The 17,626-nt window shown below is 54.7% G+C and carries 24 protein-coding genes; 3 read left to right on the top strand and 21 right to left on the bottom strand.

The features are described from left to right. Positions 1-235 precede the first annotated feature (235 nt). Together PA598K_RS27230 and PA598K_RS27225 are read right to left on the bottom strand one after the other, a co-directional pair. Positions 236-460: a hypothetical protein gene (locus tag PA598K_RS27230; RefSeq protein WP_128659957.1), complete on the bottom strand. Its 225-nt coding sequence runs from the start codon at positions 458-460 to the stop codon at positions 236-238. A gap of 138 nt (positions 461-598) precedes the next feature. After that, on the bottom strand, positions 599-1,219 hold the full coding sequence (locus PA598K_RS27225; protein WP_128659956.1) for a stage II sporulation protein M: 621 nt from the start codon (positions 1,217-1,219) through the stop codon (positions 599-601). A 134-nt stretch (positions 1,220-1,353) separates the two neighbouring features. On the opposite strand from PA598K_RS27225, the gene pdaB reads away from it, so the two are divergent. After that, positions 1,354-2,163, top strand: a complete 810-nt coding sequence (gene pdaB, locus PA598K_RS27220; protein WP_128659955.1) for a polysaccharide deacetylase family sporulation protein PdaB — start codon at positions 1,354-1,356, stop codon at positions 2,161-2,163. Here pdaB and PA598K_RS27215 read toward each other — a convergent pair whose 3' ends face one another. Then, positions 2,164-2,772, bottom strand: coding sequence for a KinB-signaling pathway activation protein (locus PA598K_RS27215; RefSeq protein WP_128659954.1), 609 nt, complete (start codon positions 2,770-2,772; stop codon positions 2,164-2,166). A 165-nt stretch (positions 2,773-2,937) separates the two neighbouring features. Here PA598K_RS27215 and gerD point away from each other — a divergent pair, with 165 nt between their 5' ends. Further along, positions 2,938-3,633: a spore germination lipoprotein GerD gene (gene gerD, locus PA598K_RS27210; RefSeq protein ID WP_128659953.1), complete on the top strand. Its 696-nt coding sequence runs from the start codon at positions 2,938-2,940 to the stop codon at positions 3,631-3,633. A gap of 70 nt (positions 3,634-3,703) precedes the next feature. On the opposite strand, the gene PA598K_RS27205 is transcribed toward gerD, so the two are convergent. From PA598K_RS27205 to PA598K_RS27190, 4 genes are all read right to left on the bottom strand, one after another. Beyond that, positions 3,704-4,816 carry an Mrp/NBP35 family ATP-binding protein gene (locus PA598K_RS27205; protein WP_128659952.1) on the bottom strand — a complete coding sequence of 371 codons (1,113 nt, stop codon included), beginning with the start codon at positions 4,814-4,816 and terminating at the stop codon, positions 3,704-3,706. 90 nt (positions 4,817-4,906) lie between these two features. Then, positions 4,907-5,698, bottom strand: coding sequence for an N-acetylmuramoyl-L-alanine amidase CwlD (gene cwlD / locus PA598K_RS27200; RefSeq protein ID WP_128659951.1), 792 nt, complete (start codon positions 5,696-5,698; stop codon positions 4,907-4,909). Between the two features lie 126 nt (positions 5,699-5,824). Beyond that, complete coding sequence (gene sat / locus PA598K_RS27195; protein ID WP_128659950.1) at positions 5,825-6,991, bottom strand: sulfate adenylyltransferase; 1,167 nt, start codon at positions 6,989-6,991, stop codon at positions 5,825-5,827. A 35-nt stretch (positions 6,992-7,026) separates the two neighbouring features. Then, complete coding sequence (locus tag PA598K_RS27190) at positions 7,027-7,719, bottom strand: phosphoadenylyl-sulfate reductase (RefSeq protein ID WP_128659949.1); 693 nt, start codon at positions 7,717-7,719, stop codon at positions 7,027-7,029. 190 nt (positions 7,720-7,909) lie between these two features. On the opposite strand from PA598K_RS27190, the gene PA598K_RS27185 reads away from it, so the two are divergent. Further along, the gene (locus tag PA598K_RS27185; protein WP_128659948.1) at positions 7,910-9,307 is read left to right on the top strand and encodes an aldehyde dehydrogenase; all 1,398 of its coding nucleotides are present in this window, start codon (positions 7,910-7,912) and stop codon (positions 9,305-9,307) included. Positions 9,308-9,466: 159 nt separating this feature from the next. On the opposite strand, the gene rpsI is transcribed toward PA598K_RS27185, so the two are convergent. The 14 genes from rpsI to rplO form a co-directional block, all read right to left on the bottom strand. After that, positions 9,467-9,859, bottom strand: a complete 393-nt coding sequence (gene rpsI / locus PA598K_RS27180) for a 30S ribosomal protein S9 (protein ID WP_020620167.1) — start codon at positions 9,857-9,859, stop codon at positions 9,467-9,469. A 19-nt stretch (positions 9,860-9,878) separates the two neighbouring features. Continuing rightward, the gene (gene rplM / locus PA598K_RS27175; protein WP_128659947.1) at positions 9,879-10,316 is read right to left on the bottom strand and encodes a 50S ribosomal protein L13; all 438 of its coding nucleotides are present in this window, start codon (positions 10,314-10,316) and stop codon (positions 9,879-9,881) included. A 219-nt stretch (positions 10,317-10,535) separates the two neighbouring features. Further along, positions 10,536-11,291: a tRNA pseudouridine(38-40) synthase TruA gene (gene truA, locus PA598K_RS27170; protein WP_128659946.1), complete on the bottom strand. Its 756-nt coding sequence runs from the start codon at positions 11,289-11,291 to the stop codon at positions 10,536-10,538. Positions 11,292-11,412: 121 nt separating this feature from the next. Beyond that, positions 11,413-11,778: a 50S ribosomal protein L17 gene (gene rplQ, locus PA598K_RS27165; protein WP_128659945.1), complete on the bottom strand. Its 366-nt coding sequence runs from the start codon at positions 11,776-11,778 to the stop codon at positions 11,413-11,415. Between the two features lie 39 nt (positions 11,779-11,817). Further along, positions 11,818-12,762, bottom strand: a complete 945-nt coding sequence (locus PA598K_RS27160) for a DNA-directed RNA polymerase subunit alpha (protein WP_128659944.1) — start codon at positions 12,760-12,762, stop codon at positions 11,818-11,820. A gap of 125 nt (positions 12,763-12,887) precedes the next feature. Continuing rightward, on the bottom strand, positions 12,888-13,283 hold the full coding sequence (gene rpsK / locus PA598K_RS27155; protein ID WP_128659943.1) for a 30S ribosomal protein S11: 396 nt from the start codon (positions 13,281-13,283) through the stop codon (positions 12,888-12,890). A 15-nt stretch (positions 13,284-13,298) separates the two neighbouring features. Continuing rightward, on the bottom strand, positions 13,299-13,667 hold the full coding sequence (gene rpsM / locus PA598K_RS27150; RefSeq protein WP_020620161.1) for a 30S ribosomal protein S13: 369 nt from the start codon (positions 13,665-13,667) through the stop codon (positions 13,299-13,301). Between the two features lie 18 nt (positions 13,668-13,685). Then, complete coding sequence (gene rpmJ / locus PA598K_RS27145; RefSeq protein WP_003333770.1) at positions 13,686-13,799, bottom strand: 50S ribosomal protein L36; 114 nt, start codon at positions 13,797-13,799, stop codon at positions 13,686-13,688. 45 nt (positions 13,800-13,844) lie between these two features. Beyond that, positions 13,845-14,060 carry a translation initiation factor IF-1 gene (gene infA / locus PA598K_RS27140; RefSeq protein ID WP_020620160.1) on the bottom strand — a complete coding sequence of 72 codons (216 nt, stop codon included), beginning with the start codon at positions 14,058-14,060 and terminating at the stop codon, positions 13,845-13,847. 2 nt (positions 14,061-14,062) lie between these two features. Further along, entirely contained in the window at positions 14,063-14,350 is a 288-nt protein-coding gene (locus PA598K_RS27135; protein ID WP_128659942.1) for a KOW domain-containing RNA-binding protein, read from the bottom strand. Positions 14,351-14,357: 7 nt separating this feature from the next. Beyond that, positions 14,358-15,110: a type I methionyl aminopeptidase gene (gene map / locus PA598K_RS27130; RefSeq protein WP_128659941.1), complete on the bottom strand. Its 753-nt coding sequence runs from the start codon at positions 15,108-15,110 to the stop codon at positions 14,358-14,360. After that, positions 15,107-15,757 carry an adenylate kinase gene (locus PA598K_RS27125; protein ID WP_128659940.1) on the bottom strand — a complete coding sequence of 217 codons (651 nt, stop codon included), beginning with the start codon at positions 15,755-15,757 and terminating at the stop codon, positions 15,107-15,109. The genes map and PA598K_RS27125 overlap by 4 nt, the downstream gene beginning before the upstream one ends. 89 nt (positions 15,758-15,846) lie before the next feature. Continuing rightward, positions 15,847-17,148 carry a preprotein translocase subunit SecY gene (gene secY / locus PA598K_RS27120; protein ID WP_128659939.1) on the bottom strand — a complete coding sequence of 434 codons (1,302 nt, stop codon included), beginning with the start codon at positions 17,146-17,148 and terminating at the stop codon, positions 15,847-15,849. Position 17,149: 1 nt separating this feature from the next. Beyond that, entirely contained in the window at positions 17,150-17,590 is a 441-nt protein-coding gene (rplO, locus tag PA598K_RS27115; RefSeq protein ID WP_128659938.1) for a 50S ribosomal protein L15, read from the bottom strand. Positions 17,591-17,626: the final 36 nt, after the last annotated feature.

The following is a 17,626-nucleotide window of genomic DNA, read 5'->3' as shown; positions in this document are numbered from 1 at the left end:
TCAGTTTTCAAAGAACACTTTCTCTTGTTGTCCCCGTCTTGCGGCGACCTTTATAATATATCACAGGTCTCACCGACAATGCAAGCTTTTTTTTCAAATTGTTTTTGAGTTAAAGCTTGTCCTGTCCATTACAGCAAGTAAGTTGACTGCTCTCTTTTAAAGGAGCGAATGTTACTTTACCATAATTCCTCATTTGTCGTCAAGACCTGCAATCAAAAAACTTGGACTTGCTTTTTCACGGCTTCGTCGTCTTCATATTGACTGCATATCGGGACAATTCCTTTGGAGAAGCGATCCGGGCATACATCCGGAAGACGACCCGATATCTGCTGGCGATTGCCCGCCTAATATCGCCATCCATCCGCTTGTCGTTCAGATCGAGCAGCATCTCATCGAGTTCCTTGCGGAGCACATAATCCAGCTCGCGACATTCCTTATCATTAAACAGCATTCCGATCATTTTGAGCGCCGGCCCTCCTTCGAGATCCTATAGACAATTGAAGGCAGCTCCCTGCATGACGCGGGGCGCTGCCTTATTGTTATGCTCAGATAGTAGGCCATAATATACCTTGTCACGGAAGCTATCCAAGGTAAATTTTCAGTTGAAGGCCGTCGACAGCAACCAGACCGTCACTGTGCTCTCGATGACAGCAGCCAGCAAAAGACCGACCGTCAGCCACACCATCAGCGGCACTGTCCGCACAGCGAAGGCTTCATACACTCGGCCGAAACGGCCGTCCCGGCGGAACAATGCTCCGATGCCCTTGAATGTAAGAACGCCAAATCGCACCCCATAGGCGCCTGCAATAATAATCGCGGGGATCTCAATGATCCCGTGCGGCAAAATGCCTCTCGTAATTAACGTGAACAAGTCTATCGATGGCTGCGGATTATTCGCAAACAGATAGCCCAGCACCATGCCATTAATCAAGATAAAAAACAGCGGGACCACTCCGAAAAACACGCCCAGGTACATGACGAGCAGCGATTTAATCGCATTATTGAAAAAGATAAACAAGAACATCATCAGTCCCGGATTGCTGCTCTCGTCGATTTGTCTCGACATCTCCTGCAGTCCGGCGATCTGCCCGGAGATCATCTGTTCCAAGCTGGCATTGGAGGCGCCGACGAAAATTCCCGCCAGGAATAGGATCGTCATAAAGGCGATATAGCCTCTCATTTCGATAAAATGCTGCTTCATAGCCCGCCACGAAAACATAGGTTCCCCCCTCTCCATCTGAAGCTTACAATTTGTCCGAACATCGAAGCATAACTGCTTTGTACGAGCATACATTGTACCAAGTAGGTCTCATTGTCTTGTCCAGTCCCGAAAGGAAAGGAGCAACCGCCCGTATGAATATGTTCTATGTAATCAATGGACGCAAGGTCAAACGTTATTTCCTCATTGCCGTCGCGCTGCTGTTCTCCGCAGGTGTCGTGTACGCCGAAAAAGACAACATCACCGTATTCGCTCCGCAGCAGCCTGCAGCCATCTACAGTGTGCCGACCGATAAGAAGGTTATTGCGCTTACGTTCGACATCAGTTGGGGCGATAAACGGACGGTGCCAATCCTCAAGGTGCTCGAAGAAAAAGGCGTTAAGAACGCCACGTTTTTCCTCTCATCCCCGTGGAGCGAGTCACACCCCGACATTGTCAAGCAAATCGTAGATGGCGGCTTTGAGATTGGAAGTCACGGACACAAGCATGACAACTATAGTAAATACAGCGATGAAGATATCCGCAAGCAGATCCAGACCGCGCATGGCATTTTGACGGAAAGCACAGGTAAATCCCCGAACTTGATCCGCTTGCCTAACGGCGACTTCGACAAACGCGTGCTGCGGATTGCCGACGAACTTGGGTATACAGTGATCCAATGGGATACCGACTCCCTCGACTGGATGAACATCGGCACCGACAAAATTATTAACCGTGTCGTCAGCAAGGCGCATCCCGGCGACATCGTACTGATGCATGCCAGCGATTCGTGCAAGCAAACGCATGAAGCGCTGCCCGCCATTATCGATCAACTGCGCGCGCAAGGCTATGAGTTCGTCACCGTGACCCAGCTCATCAATCAAACGGAGGTCGATGGCAAGTCCGTTCAGGACAAAGCTTCCTTCATGCCCGCTTCCGATCTGGATCGTCTCAAAACGTTCTGATCAGCTTGCCTTGGGCTCGTCCGACGGCTTGACCAAGCGATGGAGCATCAGAATCTGATAAGCGTTGCAAGCGATCAATGGCGCAAACATAAAAATAACCGCCGATGTATTATTCTCTGCTCCCAGTGCCGGCCATGCTTCGATGAAGGTGACCACGACCATCAGGAACAAGGTCGGCACAAAGGCGGTGCCATTTGTTTGCCGCACCTTAATATTAGCTACAATTAGCGCAATCCCCGCCAGTACGATCGGCAGCGCCCAGAACAGCCAGTTGTTAAAGCTTGCGCGATTTTCATACAGCATATACCCCAGCCCCAGCACCGCAAACAGCGACGTATACGCCTGAAGCGCATTCCATAGATACTTTTTGCGCAAGATACTGAGGGCAATATAGTTAAGGGTCAGATAAGCAAAAAAGCCCATCTGGCTAAACGCCCCGATCATCGTTCCGACCAGCGCCATCATCGCCGCATTAAAGCCAGCGGCCTCCAGCCCCATAAAACCAAAGTCCTGATCCGTCCATTGCATGATCGATCCGGTCACCGCTGTGACGACAGCGCCCACCGCCATACAACTCCAGAACAGAAAAAACCACTTCTTTAAATTCACTTTCCCCAGCCTCCTCTGCATCCCCTTCATTTTACCTACTTTCACAACAAAAAGCTATCGCTCCCCCATGATAATCCCGTGAACAATGCGCATACTAAGCGGGACGAAAACAGCTCGCAGTCCGACTGGCTCACAGTCGACTGCCCAAGAAGGGAGTCCACTGATATGCGGTGCAACCGCTGGTCCGTTCTCTTGCTTTCCGCTCTCATGACGATCTTGCTCGCAAGCTGCGGCTCGGAGGCCAGCAGCAGCAGCGAGCCGATCAGCTATAAGGATATGAAGTCGATGGTCATCGACATCCTCAAGACCGAAGATGCGCAAAAAGCGCTGCAGGAATCGTCCATGACGACAAGCGGACAAAGCAGCGGCATGGGGATGGGCATGCTCTCGGTCCACGACAAGGAACAAGTACGGATGGCTGTGAAGGAAGTACTCGTCTCTCCCGACTACGATAAAGTGCTGAAGCAGTTGATGGTCGATCCCCGCTTCGCCGGCGAGTTCGCCAAAGCGGTCAACGCCCAAAACAAGGAAATCCACAAAGAACTCATGAAAGACCCAGCTTATCAAGAGGATCTGATCAAGGTGATGAAAAATCCCGAAATGGACCGCATGATCCTCGATGTCCTGCAAAGCACGCAATATCGGAAGCATATCGCTACAATTATGCAGGAAGGCATGCAAAGTCCGCTCGCCAAGCTGCAACTGCTCGACCTGATGCGAACAGCGGTCAAGGAAGAGCTCACGCCCAAGCCTGACGAGAAAGTGCAGAAGGAGAAAAAAGAAGGCGAGGACGGCGGCGGCGAGGATAGCGGACAGGAAGACGGCGGCGACGGCAAAGGAGAGGATGGATCTGCCTCTTAAGCCCATGTTAAATAGCCTCCAGGGCGCTATACAGGCGCACTGGAGGCTATTTGTATTACTACAGGACTGCTTATCGGGACTCGACCTTGCTCAGCTCCAGCACACGTTGGGCCATCGCGTTGTACAATTGTCCAGTAGCGGTCTCTGCCTTGTAGATCGATGGCGAGAAATCAGGCTCGGACACGTGATTGTCAGGCGCGCCCAGCGGGATCTGCCCGAGCAGCTCTACATGAAGCGTCTCCGCCAGTTGACCCCCGCCGCCGCGGCCAAACACATAATCCCGTTCGCCATCCTTCGTCTCATACCAAGACATGTTCTCGACGACGCCCAGGATGCGGTGCTGCGTCTTGATCGCCATCGTCCCTGCCCGGGCAGCGACGAATGCGGCCGTCGCATGCGGCGTCGTGACGATGATCTCCTCGCTATGCGGGATCATCTGGTGAATGTCCAGGGCAATATCGCCTGTACCGGGCGGCAGGTCGAGCAGCAGATAGTCCAGCTCACCCCACTGCACTTCCTCGAAGAAATTGCGCAGCATCTTGCCCAGCATCGGCCCGCGCCATACGACAGGGCTGTTGTCCTCGACGAAGAAGCCCATCGAAATGACCTTGACGCCGTGACGCTCAATCGGGATGATGCGGTTATCGACAAGCTCCGGCCGCTCCTCAATGCCCATCATGTCGGGGATACTAAAGCCATAGATATCGGCATCGATGATTCCGACCCGCTGGCCTTGACGGGCCAAGGCCACGGCCAGATTGACCGTTACCGTCGACTTGCCTACCCCGCCCTTGCCGCTGGCAATGGCGATGAATCGCGTGCCGCTGCGCTCATCCAGCAGCGGATGGGCCTCAAGGCCAGCGCCGTGGCCCTTGACAGGCTGTCCCGGGGACACCGGCGGGCCAGCGTCCGCGCTAGCGGCTTTACCTTGCGTCGAAGCGCTCTCCGGCAACGGGCGGAACCGCAGATGGGCCGACTCCGCGCCGATACGCTCCAGCGCCTCCCGCAGCGCCGATTCGAGCGTTGGCTGCGGCGCGTCGCCAGCGATCAGCACCGTCATCGAAACTTGGCGCTCCTTGACCATCACATCGCGGATGTGGACAATTTCCTGATTGCTGCCCTCAGCTACTGCGCTTTCTGTAAAGGGCTGTATCGCTTCCAACACTTGCTCTCGGGTTAACATAGACCATTTCACACACCTTTGCTGGGGTCGATTGTTCTGCACCCATTATACCACAGTTTCTCCCCAGCCTCCTCCGGCCAGCCTGTCTTGTTAACGACGGTTATGTGCCGAGCCGATTAGCCCCGGACCTTTCTCCCCCGAAGCGAAGCGGATGATTCCCTGATAGATCGATGCCGCTACTTGCTTTTGGTAAGCCGGATCGGCAAGTCGCTTCGCCTCGCCCGGATTGGACAGGAAGCCCACCTCCACAAGCGCGGTAGGGATGTCCTCTATCGCCTTCAAGAGGTAGACGGTATTCACCTCTCCTGCGAGTCGGTTCGTATTCTCCAGATTGCGCCGCAGCTCCTCCTGGATGAAGTACGCGAGCGTTTCATTGCCCGGATGATTGGGATAATAGAACGTCTGCGCTCCGGACCAGCGCGTCTGCGGAATACTGTTCATATGGATGCTGATCAACAGATCGGCTCCGCGCTCCTTGACCTGTCGGGCCCGTTCGAGCAGATCCTCGGTCTTGCGCCTGCTGTATCCCCGCGTCCCCTCTCCAGCCAGATCATAGTCGCCCTCTCGCGTCATATAGACGAGCGCGCCCGCCTCCTGCAGATAGTCCCGGAGCTGCAGAGCGATCGCCAAATTGAGGTCTTTTTCGATTAAGCCTTGCTTGCTTAACGCGCCGCCGTCTACGCCCCCATGTCCGGCGTCTAGAACGATCACCTTACCTGAGAGCGGCAAGGTCCAGTAGGTCCATGTCCGCGAGGAAGGAAGCTCCTGCGTCAAGAAGAGCAGTGTTAATACGACTGTGCTGACGGCGATCCCGATGCGCAGCACTCCACGATGATTCAACCAGATGACCAGTCTTCGCCTGCGTTGCCAGCGCCCTAACATCAAAAAACCGCCCCCGTTCCCACATTGTACAAGGCTTGCAGGCAATCCGTCAGGACAGCCTGCTCTCCTTATCATCTTATGGGACGAGGCGGTTCAATATGCGCACAGGTTGGCGCGCAATCGCAGCTAGACGACGTAACTCTCGGTCATGCCTTCGATCAGAATCTTGGCCACTTCCGGACGGGAGAACTCCGGCGGCGGGCAGACCCCATCCCGCAGCAGCGCCCGTACTTTGGTGCCGGAGAGCGTCAGATGCTGCTCCTTGTCATGCGGGCAGGTTTTGCTCGACGCCATATTGCCGCAAGCCTTGCAGAAGAAGCTATGCTCAAAGTACAATGGCGTGATGCCAAGATCCTCAGCCGGGAACGAACGCAGCAAATCCTGCGCTTCATACGTGCCGTAGTAGTCGCCTACCCCGGCGTGATCGCGACCGACGATGAAGTGGGTGCAGCCGTAGTTTTTGCGAACCATTGCATGGAAGATCGCCTCCCGCGGGCCGGCATAGCGCATCGCAGCCGGGAATACCCCGAGGAACACGCGATCCTGTGGATAATAGTTTTCGAGCAGCGCCACATAACTCTTCATGCGGACGCCTGCCGGCACATCATCCGATTTGGTCTCGCCGACGAGCGGATTGAGGAACAGCGCATCGACGATTTCCATCGCGCATTTCTGGATATACTCATGGGCCCGGTGCACCGGATTGCGCGTCTGGAAGCCGACAACGGTGCGCCAGCCCTTCTCTTCAAAGAGGCGGCGCGTCTCGGCTGGGTCAAAATAATACTCGCCAAAGCGGTCGGGCTTCGGACGGTTCAGCACGGTAATGTCGCCGCCCACATAAGTAGCGGAACGCGACAGCAGCTTCTGTACGCCTGGGTGCGCGTCGTCGGTCGTCTTGAATACCTGCTGCGCCTCATGAAGTTGATCGATCTTGTAGATGCTTCCGACCTCGATGACGCCGTACGTGACGCCGTCTTCTCCGATCAGTGCGGCCCGTTCGCCGACAGCCAGCTCCGCTGCCTTGCCCTCGCTCACAGATAATGTAATCGGGATGCTCCATACTGTTCCATCGGCCAGCCGCATCCGCTCGATGACCGAGTTGTAGTCGTCCTCATTCAAAAAACCAGTCAGTGGCGAGAAGGCGCCGACCCCGATCAGATCGAGATCCGAGATTGTCCACGGGTTGATCGTAATCGACGTCAGCCCGACCGCCTCTGCCAACAGTTGGTCGCGTGCCTCGCCTTTGGCTACCCGGTTGACCAGCAAGCCGCCGTGCGGTTGAATCGTGCTCATATGCTCCAAAAACCTCCTGTATGTTGGTTCACAGCTTATTTATGAAGTCCGCATTCTGTCTTCTCATTACCCGACCAGCGGCCAGCGCGCGGGTCCTCGCCTGGCATCACCTGACGGGTGCAATGCTCGCAGCCGATGCTTGGGTAGTGATTGTCATGGAGAGGGTTATAATAGACGTTATTCGCGCGGATATAATTCCAGACGTCTTCGCTGGTCCAATCGGCGATCGGATTGAACTTCACAAGTCCGAACTTGGTGTCATATTCGATTTTTTTCGCATTGGCGCGAGTAGGCGCCTGATCGCGACGGATGCCGGTGATCCAGGCGTCGTATTTGGACAGAATCTCGGTCAGTGGCTCGACCTTGCGGATGTTGCAGCACAGGTTCGGCTCCGATTTCCACAGCTCCTCGCCATGCTTGGCCGCTTGCTCTTCTGGAGTCAGCACCGGTCTGGCTTCGATGAAGTTGATCCCATAGATCTCAGCCAGCTTGTCGCGCGTCTCATACGTTTCCTTGAAGTGAAAATCCGTATCCAGGTAGAAAATATCCGTCCCCGGTTTCACCTTTTGCAGCATATCGACAAGCACGACATCCTCCGCCCCAAAGCTGCAGGCAAACGTAATGTTCGGGAATGTCTCAATCGCATACTTCAGAATAGCCTCTGCCGATGCGCTCTCCAGTTCAACTTCCTTCTGCTGAATCAGCGCTTCCTTCTCAAACAGATTCATTGGAATGACCTCCGTCGTTTGAATTCCTAGTAACTTTATCTGCTTTTAATTATACGTCTTCCAACACGATTGTTCAATATGTTTATTATCTTATGCCCAAGGCTGATCGCACGCGCCTCGATTGCATAGCGAGCAATCAAACTGCTACACTAGGAACAAATCCCAGCTCTTGGGTAAAGGAGGCTCTCTGATGATAGCGGAACCTGTGACGGCTGCGAAGGTCGAAGCGATTCTGAAGCAGCAGCAAGCGTTTTGGGCATCGGGTCGCACACGCGACGTTGACTACCGTCTCGAGCAGCTGAGGCGGCTCAAGGCGGCCATCCAGCGGATGGAGCCGCAGATAATGGAGTCGATGCATCAGGATCTGCGCAAAAGCGAAACCGAAACCTACCTGACCGAAATTCTGATCGTCCTGCGCAGCATCGACTATACGCTCAAGCATCTGCGCAAATGGGCCAAGCCCAAGCGCGTGCGGACCCCGCTGCCCCTGCTGCCCGGCTCCAGCGAAATCCGCAGCGAGCCTTATGGCACCGTGCTGATCATCGGCCCCTTCAACTATCCGTTCCAACTGGTCATCGAGCCGCTCATCGGCGCCTTGTCCGCCGGCAATTGCGCCATCCTCAAGCCAAGCGAGAGCACGCCTCATGTGGCTGCCCTCATCGAACAATTGGTCACCGAGACGTTCGAGCCCGCCTACGTAAGCGTCGTCCAAGGGGAGAAAGAGACGACCTCGGCGCTGATCCACTCGCCGGTCGATTACATCTTCTTCACCGGGAGCACGGCGGTCGGCAAGGTCGTCATGGAGGCTGCAGCGCAGCGACTCGTGCCGGTCACCCTGGAGCTCGGCGGCAAAAGCCCGGTCATTGTCGACGAGACAGCCAAGCTCGACATCGCCGCCAAACGCATCGTCTGGGGCAAGCTGATCAACACGGGCCAGACCTGCATCGCGCCGGACTACGTCCTGGCACATTGCTCCATCCGTGAAGAGCTGGTGAAGCGGATGAGGCAAGCGATGGTCGACTTTTACGGTGAACAGCCGCAGACCTCGCCGGATTACGGACGTATCGTCAATACGAGGCAATTTGACCGTCTGGCCGCTATCCTGGAGCTGGATGCCAGCCGGATCGTCCACGGCGGCGCTCGGGATCGCGAGGAGCTATACATCGCGCCGACCCTGCTGGATGGCGTCTCAATCGACGACGCAGTGATGCAAGAAGAGCTGTTCGGCCCGCTGCTGCCGGTCCTGACGTACGACGCGCTGGAGGATGCGATCGCGATCATCGAGCGTCACCCCAAGCCGCTGGCGCTCTATCTATTCACCGAGCGCGAGAGCCGCATCGCCGAGATCGTCGATCGCGTACGCTTTGGTGGCGGCTGTGTCAACGATACGATCATGCATGTCGCCAGCCATCACCTGCCGTTCGGCGGCGTCGGCACTTCCGGGATCGGCGCTTATCACGGCCGCCACAGCTTCGAGCTGTTCTCGCATCGCAAGAGCGTCCTGCGCAAGAGCAGCCGCTTCGAGCCCGGCTTCGCCTTCCCGCCTTACGGCGACAAGCTGGACAAGCTCAAGAAGTTTCTGCGGTAGCCTGTGAGACATACCCGGCTCCGCCTGATCCTAACGCACTCCCGCTGTAGCGAGTGACGAAGTCAGGACGACTTGACGACGCTCCCGCACACATCGGATCAAACAAAAGCCCTTGGCCAGAAGGCCAAGGGCTTGAAGCACGTTGCACGTGCAAAGATATTAACGTTTGGAGAACTGAGGCGCGCGACGAGCGGCTTTCAGGCCGTACTTCTTACGCTCTTTCATCCGTGGGTCACGCGTCAGGAAGCCTGCGCGCTTCAGAGCCGGACGGAACTCAGGGTCGGCTTTGAGCAGCGCACGGGAGATACCGTGACGGATCGCGCCTGCTTGACCAGTTGTTCCACCACCATGAGCGAGTACGAGGATATCGTACTTCGACAGGGTTTCAGTCAAAGCCAGCGGCTGTTTTACGATCAATTTCAGTGTTTCGTGACCGAAGTATTCGTTCAGATCACGTTTATTGATAATGATTCGTCCTTCACCCGGTACGAGACGCACGCGTGCTACCGAATGTTTACGACGACCTGTTCCATAGTATTGCACTTGAGCCATGAAACTGTCCTCCTTCTAATTAACCGCGAAGCTCGTACACTTCAGGGTTTTGGGCTTGGTGTGGGTGGTTTGCGCCAGCATAGACTTTCAGCTTCAGTCTGATTTTGTTACCCAGACGGTTGTGCGGAATCATGCCGTGGATTGCTTTTTCGATGACGCGCTCAGGGAACTTCGCGAGCATTTCTTCAGCAGAAGTAACTTTCAGTCCGCCTGGATGCATCGAGTGACGGTAGTACTTCTTGTCTTTCAGCTTGTTGCCGGACAATACGATCTTCTCGGCATTGATGACGATGACGAAATCGCCAGTGTCTACATGCGGAGTAAACTGTGGCTTGTGCTTGCCGCGGAGCAGCGCAGCTGCTTCACTTGCCAAGCGACCAAGCGTTTTTCCTTCCGCGTCGATAATGTACCATTTGCGTTCAACTTCATTCGGCTTGGCCATATACGTGGTGCGCATGGATGATCCTCCTTCATTCGTTCAAACAAACCTGTATTCATTCAAACAAAACGTTATCGTGTTTAAGAGGTTGAGCTCTAGTTTTAATGTGGTTTATAACCTGTCAAACCTAGTTGTTAAGGTAATGAGTTGTTGCGTGTTGCGCTGTTCTTAGCTGGGGGCCGTGGGATAGCCACTAAGAAAGCACAAGTTATATTTTACTACAATGAAGCGCGAAGATCAAGTAGAACTTGTGATATCGCCATACTCCACGCTCCAGAGCGTCAGACCATGCGCCATCGCCCGCGGACCCGCCTTGGCACGATCGCATGCCGCAAGGATCGAAGGCATCTCCTGTGCCGACATCCGGCCTTCGCCGATCCGCATCAACGTCCCCATGATGACGCGCACCATGTTGTACAGAAAGCCGTTGCCCGTGATGTACGTATAGACGACGCCATCTCGCTCCTCCATATACGCCTCATAGATCGTGCGCACATGAGAGCTCTTGGTTGAGTGAATCGAGGTGAATGAGGTGAAGTCATGCTCGCCGATCAGGCAGGAGAGCGCATCTTGCATCGGCTCGAGCTGCAACGGGCTATAGTGGTGAAACTCATAGCGACGAGCGAACACATCGGGATGCTTGCCGAGCCGGATCGCGTAGCGATACGTTTTGCGCTTGGCTGACTTGCGAGCATGGAAGGCTAGCGGTACCTCCTGCGCATCGCGAATGACGATGTCGTCGGGCAACCACGTATTCATCGCCACCGCCCAGCGGCCCACCGGGATCTGCGAGGACGTCTGAAAGTTGAACACCTGGCCAAAGGCATGGACCCCCGCATCGGTGCGACCCGACCCGTGAATCTTGATCTCCTCGCCAGTCAGCTTTCCGAGCGCCTTCTCGATCTCATCCTGCACCGTATTCCCGATTGGCTGGCTCTGAAAGCCGTGGTAGTCCGTCCCGTCATAACTCACCGTCATGCATAGGTTCCGCATGTCTTCACTCCCATGTCTTGCAGGCCGTAGCCGGCCTGATCTGAGTGAGATTCACCTCGCTTGGTGAATCTCACAAAAAAAAGGTGGCCCCAAGTGGTCCACCCCTTCTCGTTCCGGTCAATTACGCACGATCGACAAGCTCCAGGAATACCATAGGCGCAGCATCGCCGCGACGTGGACCGAGCTTCAGGATCCGTGTGTACCCGCCCGCACGCTCAGAGTAACGGGTGGCCAATTCGGAGAACAACTTCTGGATGGCATCCTGCTCTCCATCAATGGTTTCACGACGAACAAATGCTGCTACTTGACGGCGCGCATGCAGATCGCCGCGTTTTGCTTTAGTGATGAGCTTCTCGGCAATGGAGCGAACTTCTTTAGCTTTCGCTTCCGTTGTCTGGATGCGCTCATACAAGAACAGGTCAGTGACGAGGTCGCGGAACAATGCTTTACGCGCGCTCGAATCACGGCCTAATTTTTGATAAGCCATTTGCGTAGAACCTCCTTCTATAGTGTACCGTGTGCGATCTTAATCTTCCGTACGCAAGCCCAGGCCCAGCTCTTCGAGCTTCTCCTGCACCTCTTCGAGAGACTTGCGGCCCAAGTTGCGGACCTTCATCATGTCTTCTTCGGTTTTGGTGATCAACTCCTGGACGGTGTTGATGCCAGCGCGCTTCAGACAGTTGTACGAACGAACAGAGAGATCCAGCTCCTCGATGGTCATCTCGAGAACCTTCTCTTTCTTGTCCTCTTCCTTCTCGACCATAATCTCGGCGTCCTTCGCTTCGTCAGTCAGACCGACGAACAGATCCAGATGCTCCGTGAGAATTTTGGCGCCGAGGCTGACTGCTTCCTCCGGCCGAATGCTGCCATCCGTCCAGACTTCCAACGTCAGCTTGTCATAGTTGGTCACCTGGCCGACACGCGTGTTCTCGATGGCGTAGTTCACGCGAGTGATCGGCGTGTAGATGGAATCCACAGGGATGACGCCGATCGGCTGGTCTTCCCGCTTGTTGCGGTCAGCCTGCACGTATCCGCGTCCGCGGTTGGCGAACACCCGCATGTGGAGTCTTGCGCCGGAGGCCAAGGTGGCGATATGAAGATCAGGATTGAGAATCTCGACATCGCTGTCTGCGCGAATGTCGCCGGCCGTGATGCTGCCTTCGCCTTCCGCATCGATTTCCAACACTTTCTCTTCGTCGGAATGAATCTTCAGGGACAAGCCCTTCAGATTCAGAATGATCTCGGTCACATCCTCAATCACGCCCGGAATCGTTGAGAACTCATGCAGCACTCCATCGATCTGGACAGATATCACTGCCGCGCCTGGCAGCGACGAAAGCAGAATCCGGCGCAGCGAGTTGCCCAGCGTCGTGCCATAGCCTCTCTCGAGCGGCTCGACGACGAATCGTCCGTACGTGCCATCCTCATTCAGTTCTACCGTTTCGATCTTCGGCTTTTCGATCTCAATCACTAATTGAACCCTCCTTCAAAAACGTCGCTCCGTACCTAGCGTTATGCGGTCAAATCATGTAGTATGCCTAACCTTCACAACCATTATTCACAAGTTGCAGATATTTGATACCACAATCAAATGAACTATACGCGGCGACGTTTCGGTGGACGGCATCCGTTGTGCGGAACCGGTGTGACGTCTTTGATCATGTTCACTTCAAGACCTGCGGCTTGCAGCGAACGGATCGCAGCTTCACGGCCAGCGCCCGGGCCTTTAACCATGACTTCTACAGCTTTCATTCCGTGCTCCATTGCGGCTTTCGCGGCGGACTCGGCTGCCATTTGCGCTGCAAACGGCGTGCTTTTGCGGGAACCTTTGAAGCCCAGGTTACCAGCACTTGCCCAAGAAATCGCGTTGCCGTGCGGATCCGTAATCGTCACGATAGTGTTGTTGAATGTCGAGCGGATGTGCGCTACGCCAGATTCAATATTTTTACGGTCACGACGTTTGGTACGGACCACTTTTTTCGGTTTAGCCATTTCAGTTATCCCCCCTTATTTCTTCTTGTTCGCAACGGTCCGACGAGGACCTTTCCGTGTACGGGCGTTAGTTTTGGTCCGTTGACCACGAACAGGCAGACCACGACGGTGACGGATACCGCGGTAGCAGCCGATCTCAATCAACCTTTTAATATTCAACGAAATTTCACGACGCAGGTCGCCTTCTACCTTGACCGATTTATCAATCGTCTCGCGCAGTTTGCTAACCTCGTCTTCCGTTAAATCGCGAACACGTGTCTGTGCGTCGATGCCTGTTTCACCCAGGATTTTCTTGGCCGTGGTTTGACCAATTCCGAAGATATACTGCAGAGCGATCTCTACGCGCTTGTCACGCGGCAAGTCTACACCAGCTATACGAGCCATATTCCGTTTCCCTCCTTCTTAACCTTGTTTTTGTTTATGCTTAGGATTTTCACAAATCACCATTACATTGCCTTTGCGACGAATGACTTTGCATTTTTCGCAGATCGGCTTGACCGAAGGTCTGACCTTCATTGTGATTCCCTCCCGAATACTTCGCAACCAGACTACATGAGCAGCCTACTTCCGATAGGTGATACGACCTTTTGTTAAATCATAAGGCGACAACTGGATTACCACTTTGTCTCCGGTCAGGATGCGGATAAAGTGCATTCTGAGCTTGCCGGACACATGGGCGAGGATTTGATGGCCGTTCTCCAGTTCCACCCTGAAATGCGCATTGGGCAGCGGCTCGATGACCGTACCTTCGACTTCAATCACATCTTCCTTGGTCACAGTTATTCTCCTTTCCGTTGTATATACTTCTGAATCGCAAATCGCAGTTTCCCGTTCGTCACGCTGCCGCTCTCGCGCAGGCTGTCTGCCACTTCCTCGCTGACCTGCGGATGGAGCGCCAGATGAAGCAGATTCTTTTTCTTCGGCTCCTGGGCTTTGCGCTTGTGGCCGTCGGCGATCATCACAAAGCGCTCATCGACGAGGGCGACGATCACGGCATGCGTGCCTTCGTCCTTGCCGCGCAGCACGGTGACGAGCTGACCGATCCGAGGCTGTAGCTGCTCTGGCATAACGTTGCTACTCCGGAAGTCGGGTGAGGATCTCATACCCGTCCTCGGTGACGGCTACCGTATGCTCGAAGTGAGCGCACCACGAATCGTCCTCGGTGACGACCGTCCAGTTGTCTTGCAGGGTACGCACATAACGTTCGCCGATGTTGACCATCGGTTCGATCGCCAGCACCATCCCCGGCTTCAGACGCGGTCCGCGTCCCGGGATACCGTAGTTGGGAATCTGTGGTTCTTCATGCAGTTTGGCCCCGATGCCGTGTCCGACATACTCGCGAACGATCGAAAATCCTGCCTCTTCCACCACTTGCTGAATCGCATGCGAGACCGTGTACAGTCGAACGTCCGGTTCGATGAGCGCAAGTCCGGCGTATAGCGATTTCTCCGTTACGTCGAGCAGGCGGGCAGACTCCTCGGAGATCTCCCCGACCCCGTAGGTCCAGGCCGAATCTCCATGGTAGCCATTGAATTGTGCGCCGATGTCGATACTGATGATATCCCCTTCGTTCAGCTTGCGCGAACCAGGAATACCGTGCACCAACTCGTTGTTTACAGAAGCACATATACTGGCAGGGAAATCATTGTAACCTTTGAAAGACGGTACGGCGCCCTGGCTCCGTATATACGTTTCGGCAATCCGGTCAAGCTCCTTGGTAGTAATACCCGGTTTGACGGATTGCGCCATCAGTCGATGCGTCTCCGCAACGATGCGTCCTGCTTCCCTCATGAAACCCAGTTCCACTTCGGATTTGCAGATGATCATTCCGTACCCCGCAAGCAATCGGCAATCTCGGTTGTCACCGTATCGATTTCTTTCTCTCCGTCAACCTCGCGGAGCAGCTCCTGCTTCTCGTAGTAAGCGAGCAGCGGCGCAGTCTTCGAGATATACTCGTCGAGACGTGTACCGACCTTCTCCTCGGTGTCATCCGAACGCTGGTACAGCTCGCCGCCGCACTTCGCGCACACACCCTCCTGTGCAGGAGGATTAAACAACACATGGTAGGTCGATCCACACGATTTGCAGATCCGGCGTCCCGTCAGACGAGCCAGCAAGAGGCTGCGGTCAACCTTCAGGTTGATCACATGATCCAGCTTGCGGTTCATGCCGGCGAGCATCTCATCGAGCGCTTCGGCTTGCGCGGTTGTCCGCGGGAAGCCGTCGAGCAGGAAGCCTGCCTCGCAATCGTCCTGCTGCAGACGTTCGCGTACGATACCGTTCGTCACATCGTCCGGGACGAGCAGTCCTTGGTCGACATATTCTTTGGCCTTCTGGCCGAGCGGCGTGCCTTGCTTCATCGCAAGACGGAACGCATCGCCAGTCGAGATGTGGGGAATGTTGAATTCCTCAACGATCCGCTCCGCTTGCGTACCTTTGCCGGCGCCGGGAGGGCCCATGAACAGGATATTCATTGTCGAGTTCCTCACTTTAAGCACAATAGGCTCGGCCGGGCCGACGAAGCATCCGAAGGATGCTCGCATAGCCCGCTCTGAACCTAGTGTTATTTATTGATAAACCCTTTGTAGTGGCGTTTGATCAACTGGCTCTCGATCTGCTTCATCGTATCCAGCGCAACGCCGACGACGATGAGAAGCGAGGTTCCGCCCAGCTGTACCGTATCCGGAAGACCGGCCAACTGACCGAAGAAGATCGGGATGATGGAGATCAGCGCCAGGAACAGCGCTCCGGAGAGCGTGATCCGCGACATGACGCGCGTGATGTAGCTACTGGTCGGCTTGCCTGGGCGCACGCCCGGGATATAACCACCATTTTTCTTCATCTGATCCGCCATCTGAGTCGGGTTGATCTGAACAAAAGTATAGAAGAACGTGAATCCGATGATCAGCAGCACGTAAAGGACCATGCCCAGCGGCTTGGTGTACATGAGGTGATTTTGAATCCAGTTCGACCATGCTTGCCCAGACCAGAATTGAGCGATCGTAACCGGGAACATCAGGAGCGATACGGCGAAGATAACCGGGATAACGCCGGCGCCATTTACCTTGAGAGGAATATGCGTCGACTGTCCGCCGTACATCTTGCGTCCGACCACACGCTTCGCGTATTGGACCGGGATCTTCCGGATGCCCTGCTGGACGTAGATAACGCCCACGATCATCAGGATGACCGCGATAACGATGAGCACGACCAGAAGGATGTTCAGGAAGAGCTGATCGCCTGCATCCATCAGTTTCTCAGTGTAGATAGTACGCATATGCTGCGGGATGCCTGCTACGATACCAGCAAAGATAATGATCGAGATGCCGTTGCCGATACCCTTCTCAGTGATCTGCTCACCGAGCCACATCAGGAACGCCGTACCTGCCGTCAGGACGATAGCGATCATCGTATAGGTGGCAAAGCTCGGATCAAGAACGAACTGAGCATTGTACTGACGGTTAAAGCCGATGGCAGTAGCGTAAGCTTGGATCAGACCGAGTACGATCGTACCATACCGCGTAATCTGAGCCAGCTTGCGTTTGCCGTTTTCGCCTTCCTTCGCCCACTCTGCAAACTTAGGAATAACATCCATAGAGAGCAACTGGACGATGATGGAAGCTGTAATGTAAGGCATGATCCCGAGCGCGAAGATCGAGAACTGGAACAACGCGCCACCGGAGAAGGTGTTGAGCAGACCAAAGATGTTCGTGCTTTGTTCATTCATCGCTTCAAATACCGACTTGTCAATGTTAGGAACCGGGATGAAAGAACCGATGCGGAAGATCAGCAGGACGAACAACGTGAACAGCACGCGCTTACGCAGATCCTCCACTTTCCATATGTTGGACAAAGTCTTGAACACGTTAGATCACCTCGGTTTTACCGCCGGCAGCTTGAATTTTCTCTACCGCAGATTGAGAGAATTTGTTGGCTTTAACAGTCAGTTGAACCTTGATTTCACCGTTTCCGAGAATCTTGATGCCATCCTGCGGATTTTTGACAACCCCTTGCTCCATCAGAAGCTCAGGCGTAACTTCGGTTCCTGCTGCAAAGCTGTTCAAATCTTCAATGTTAACAACGGCATATTCTTTACGGAACGGGTTGTTGAAACCACGTTTCGGCAAGCGACGATACAATGGGTTTTGTCCGCCTTCGAAGCCTGGACGGACACCGCCGCCGGAGCGAGCGTTTTGGCCTTTGTGACCGCGACCTGCAGTTTTGCCGTTGCCGGTACCGATCCCGCGGCCTTTACGCTTGCCGACTTGCTTGGATCCGGCTGCTGGCTGAAGCTCATGCAATTTCATCGTTCGTTGCACCTCCTTATTGGTTCACTGTAATGG

It is taken from the genome of Paenibacillus sp. 598K (genome assembly GCF_003851045.1).
GTDB lineage: Bacteria > Bacillota > Bacilli > Paenibacillales > Paenibacillaceae > Paenibacillus_D.
Note: the sequence above shows the minus strand (reverse complement) of the source record. Positions and strands in the feature narration are given on the sequence as shown.

What these genes read in the sequence shown, in the direction of transcription:
- PA598K_RS27230 (WP_128659957.1), bottom strand. Translation starts at nt 460, where the DNA reads ATGATCGGAATGCTGTTTAATGATAAGGAATGTCGCGAGCTGGATTAT.
- sat (WP_128659950.1), bottom strand. Translation starts at nt 6,991, where the DNA reads ATGAGCACGATTCAACCGCACGGCGGCTTGCTGGTCAACCGGGTAGCC.
- PA598K_RS27205 (WP_128659952.1), bottom strand. Translation starts at nt 4,816, where the DNA reads ATGTTAACCCGAGAGCAAGTGTTGGAAGCGATACAGCCCTTTACAGAA.
- PA598K_RS27125 (WP_128659940.1), bottom strand. Translation starts at nt 15,757, where the DNA reads ATGAATATCCTGTTCATGGGCCCTCCCGGCGCCGGCAAAGGTACGCAA.
- rpsM (WP_020620161.1), bottom strand. Translation starts at nt 13,667, where the DNA reads ATGGCTCGTATAGCTGGTGTAGACTTGCCGCGTGACAAGCGCGTAGAG.
- PA598K_RS27190 (WP_128659949.1), bottom strand. Translation starts at nt 7,719, where the DNA reads ATGAATCTGTTTGAGAAGGAAGCGCTGATTCAGCAGAAGGAAGTTGAA.
- cwlD (WP_128659951.1), bottom strand. Translation starts at nt 5,698, where the DNA reads ATGTTAGGGCGCTGGCAACGCAGGCGAAGACTGGTCATCTGGTTGAAT.
- map (WP_128659941.1), bottom strand. Translation starts at nt 15,110, where the DNA reads ATGATCATCTGCAAATCCGAAGTGGAACTGGGTTTCATGAGGGAAGCA.
- pdaB (WP_128659955.1), top strand. Translation starts at nt 1,354, where the DNA reads ATGAATATGTTCTATGTAATCAATGGACGCAAGGTCAAACGTTATTTC.
- PA598K_RS27135 (WP_128659942.1), bottom strand. Translation starts at nt 14,350, where the DNA reads ATGCCAGAGCAGCTACAGCCTCGGATCGGTCAGCTCGTCACCGTGCTG.
- rpmJ (WP_003333770.1), bottom strand. Translation starts at nt 13,799, where the DNA reads ATGAAGGTCAGACCTTCGGTCAAGCCGATCTGCGAAAAATGCAAAGTC.
- rplM (WP_128659947.1), bottom strand. Translation starts at nt 10,316, where the DNA reads ATGCGCACCACGTATATGGCCAAGCCGAATGAAGTTGAACGCAAATGG.
- gerD (WP_128659953.1), top strand. Translation starts at nt 2,938, where the DNA reads ATGCGGTGCAACCGCTGGTCCGTTCTCTTGCTTTCCGCTCTCATGACG.
- PA598K_RS27225 (WP_128659956.1), bottom strand. Translation starts at nt 1,219, where the DNA reads ATGTTTTCGTGGCGGGCTATGAAGCAGCATTTTATCGAAATGAGAGGC.
- rpsI (WP_020620167.1), bottom strand. Translation starts at nt 9,859, where the DNA reads ATGGCTCAAGTGCAATACTATGGAACAGGTCGTCGTAAACATTCGGTA.
- truA (WP_128659946.1), bottom strand. Translation starts at nt 11,291, where the DNA reads ATGCGGAACCTATGCATGACGGTGAGTTATGACGGGACGGACTACCAC.
- PA598K_RS27185 (WP_128659948.1), top strand. Translation starts at nt 7,910, where the DNA reads ATGATAGCGGAACCTGTGACGGCTGCGAAGGTCGAAGCGATTCTGAAG.
- rplO (WP_128659938.1), bottom strand. Translation starts at nt 17,590, where the DNA reads ATGAAATTGCATGAGCTTCAGCCAGCAGCCGGATCCAAGCAAGTCGGC.
- rplQ (WP_128659945.1), bottom strand. Translation starts at nt 11,778, where the DNA reads ATGGCTTATCAAAAATTAGGCCGTGATTCGAGCGCGCGTAAAGCATTG.
- rpsK (WP_128659943.1), bottom strand. Translation starts at nt 13,283, where the DNA reads ATGGCTAAACCGAAAAAAGTGGTCCGTACCAAACGTCGTGACCGTAAA.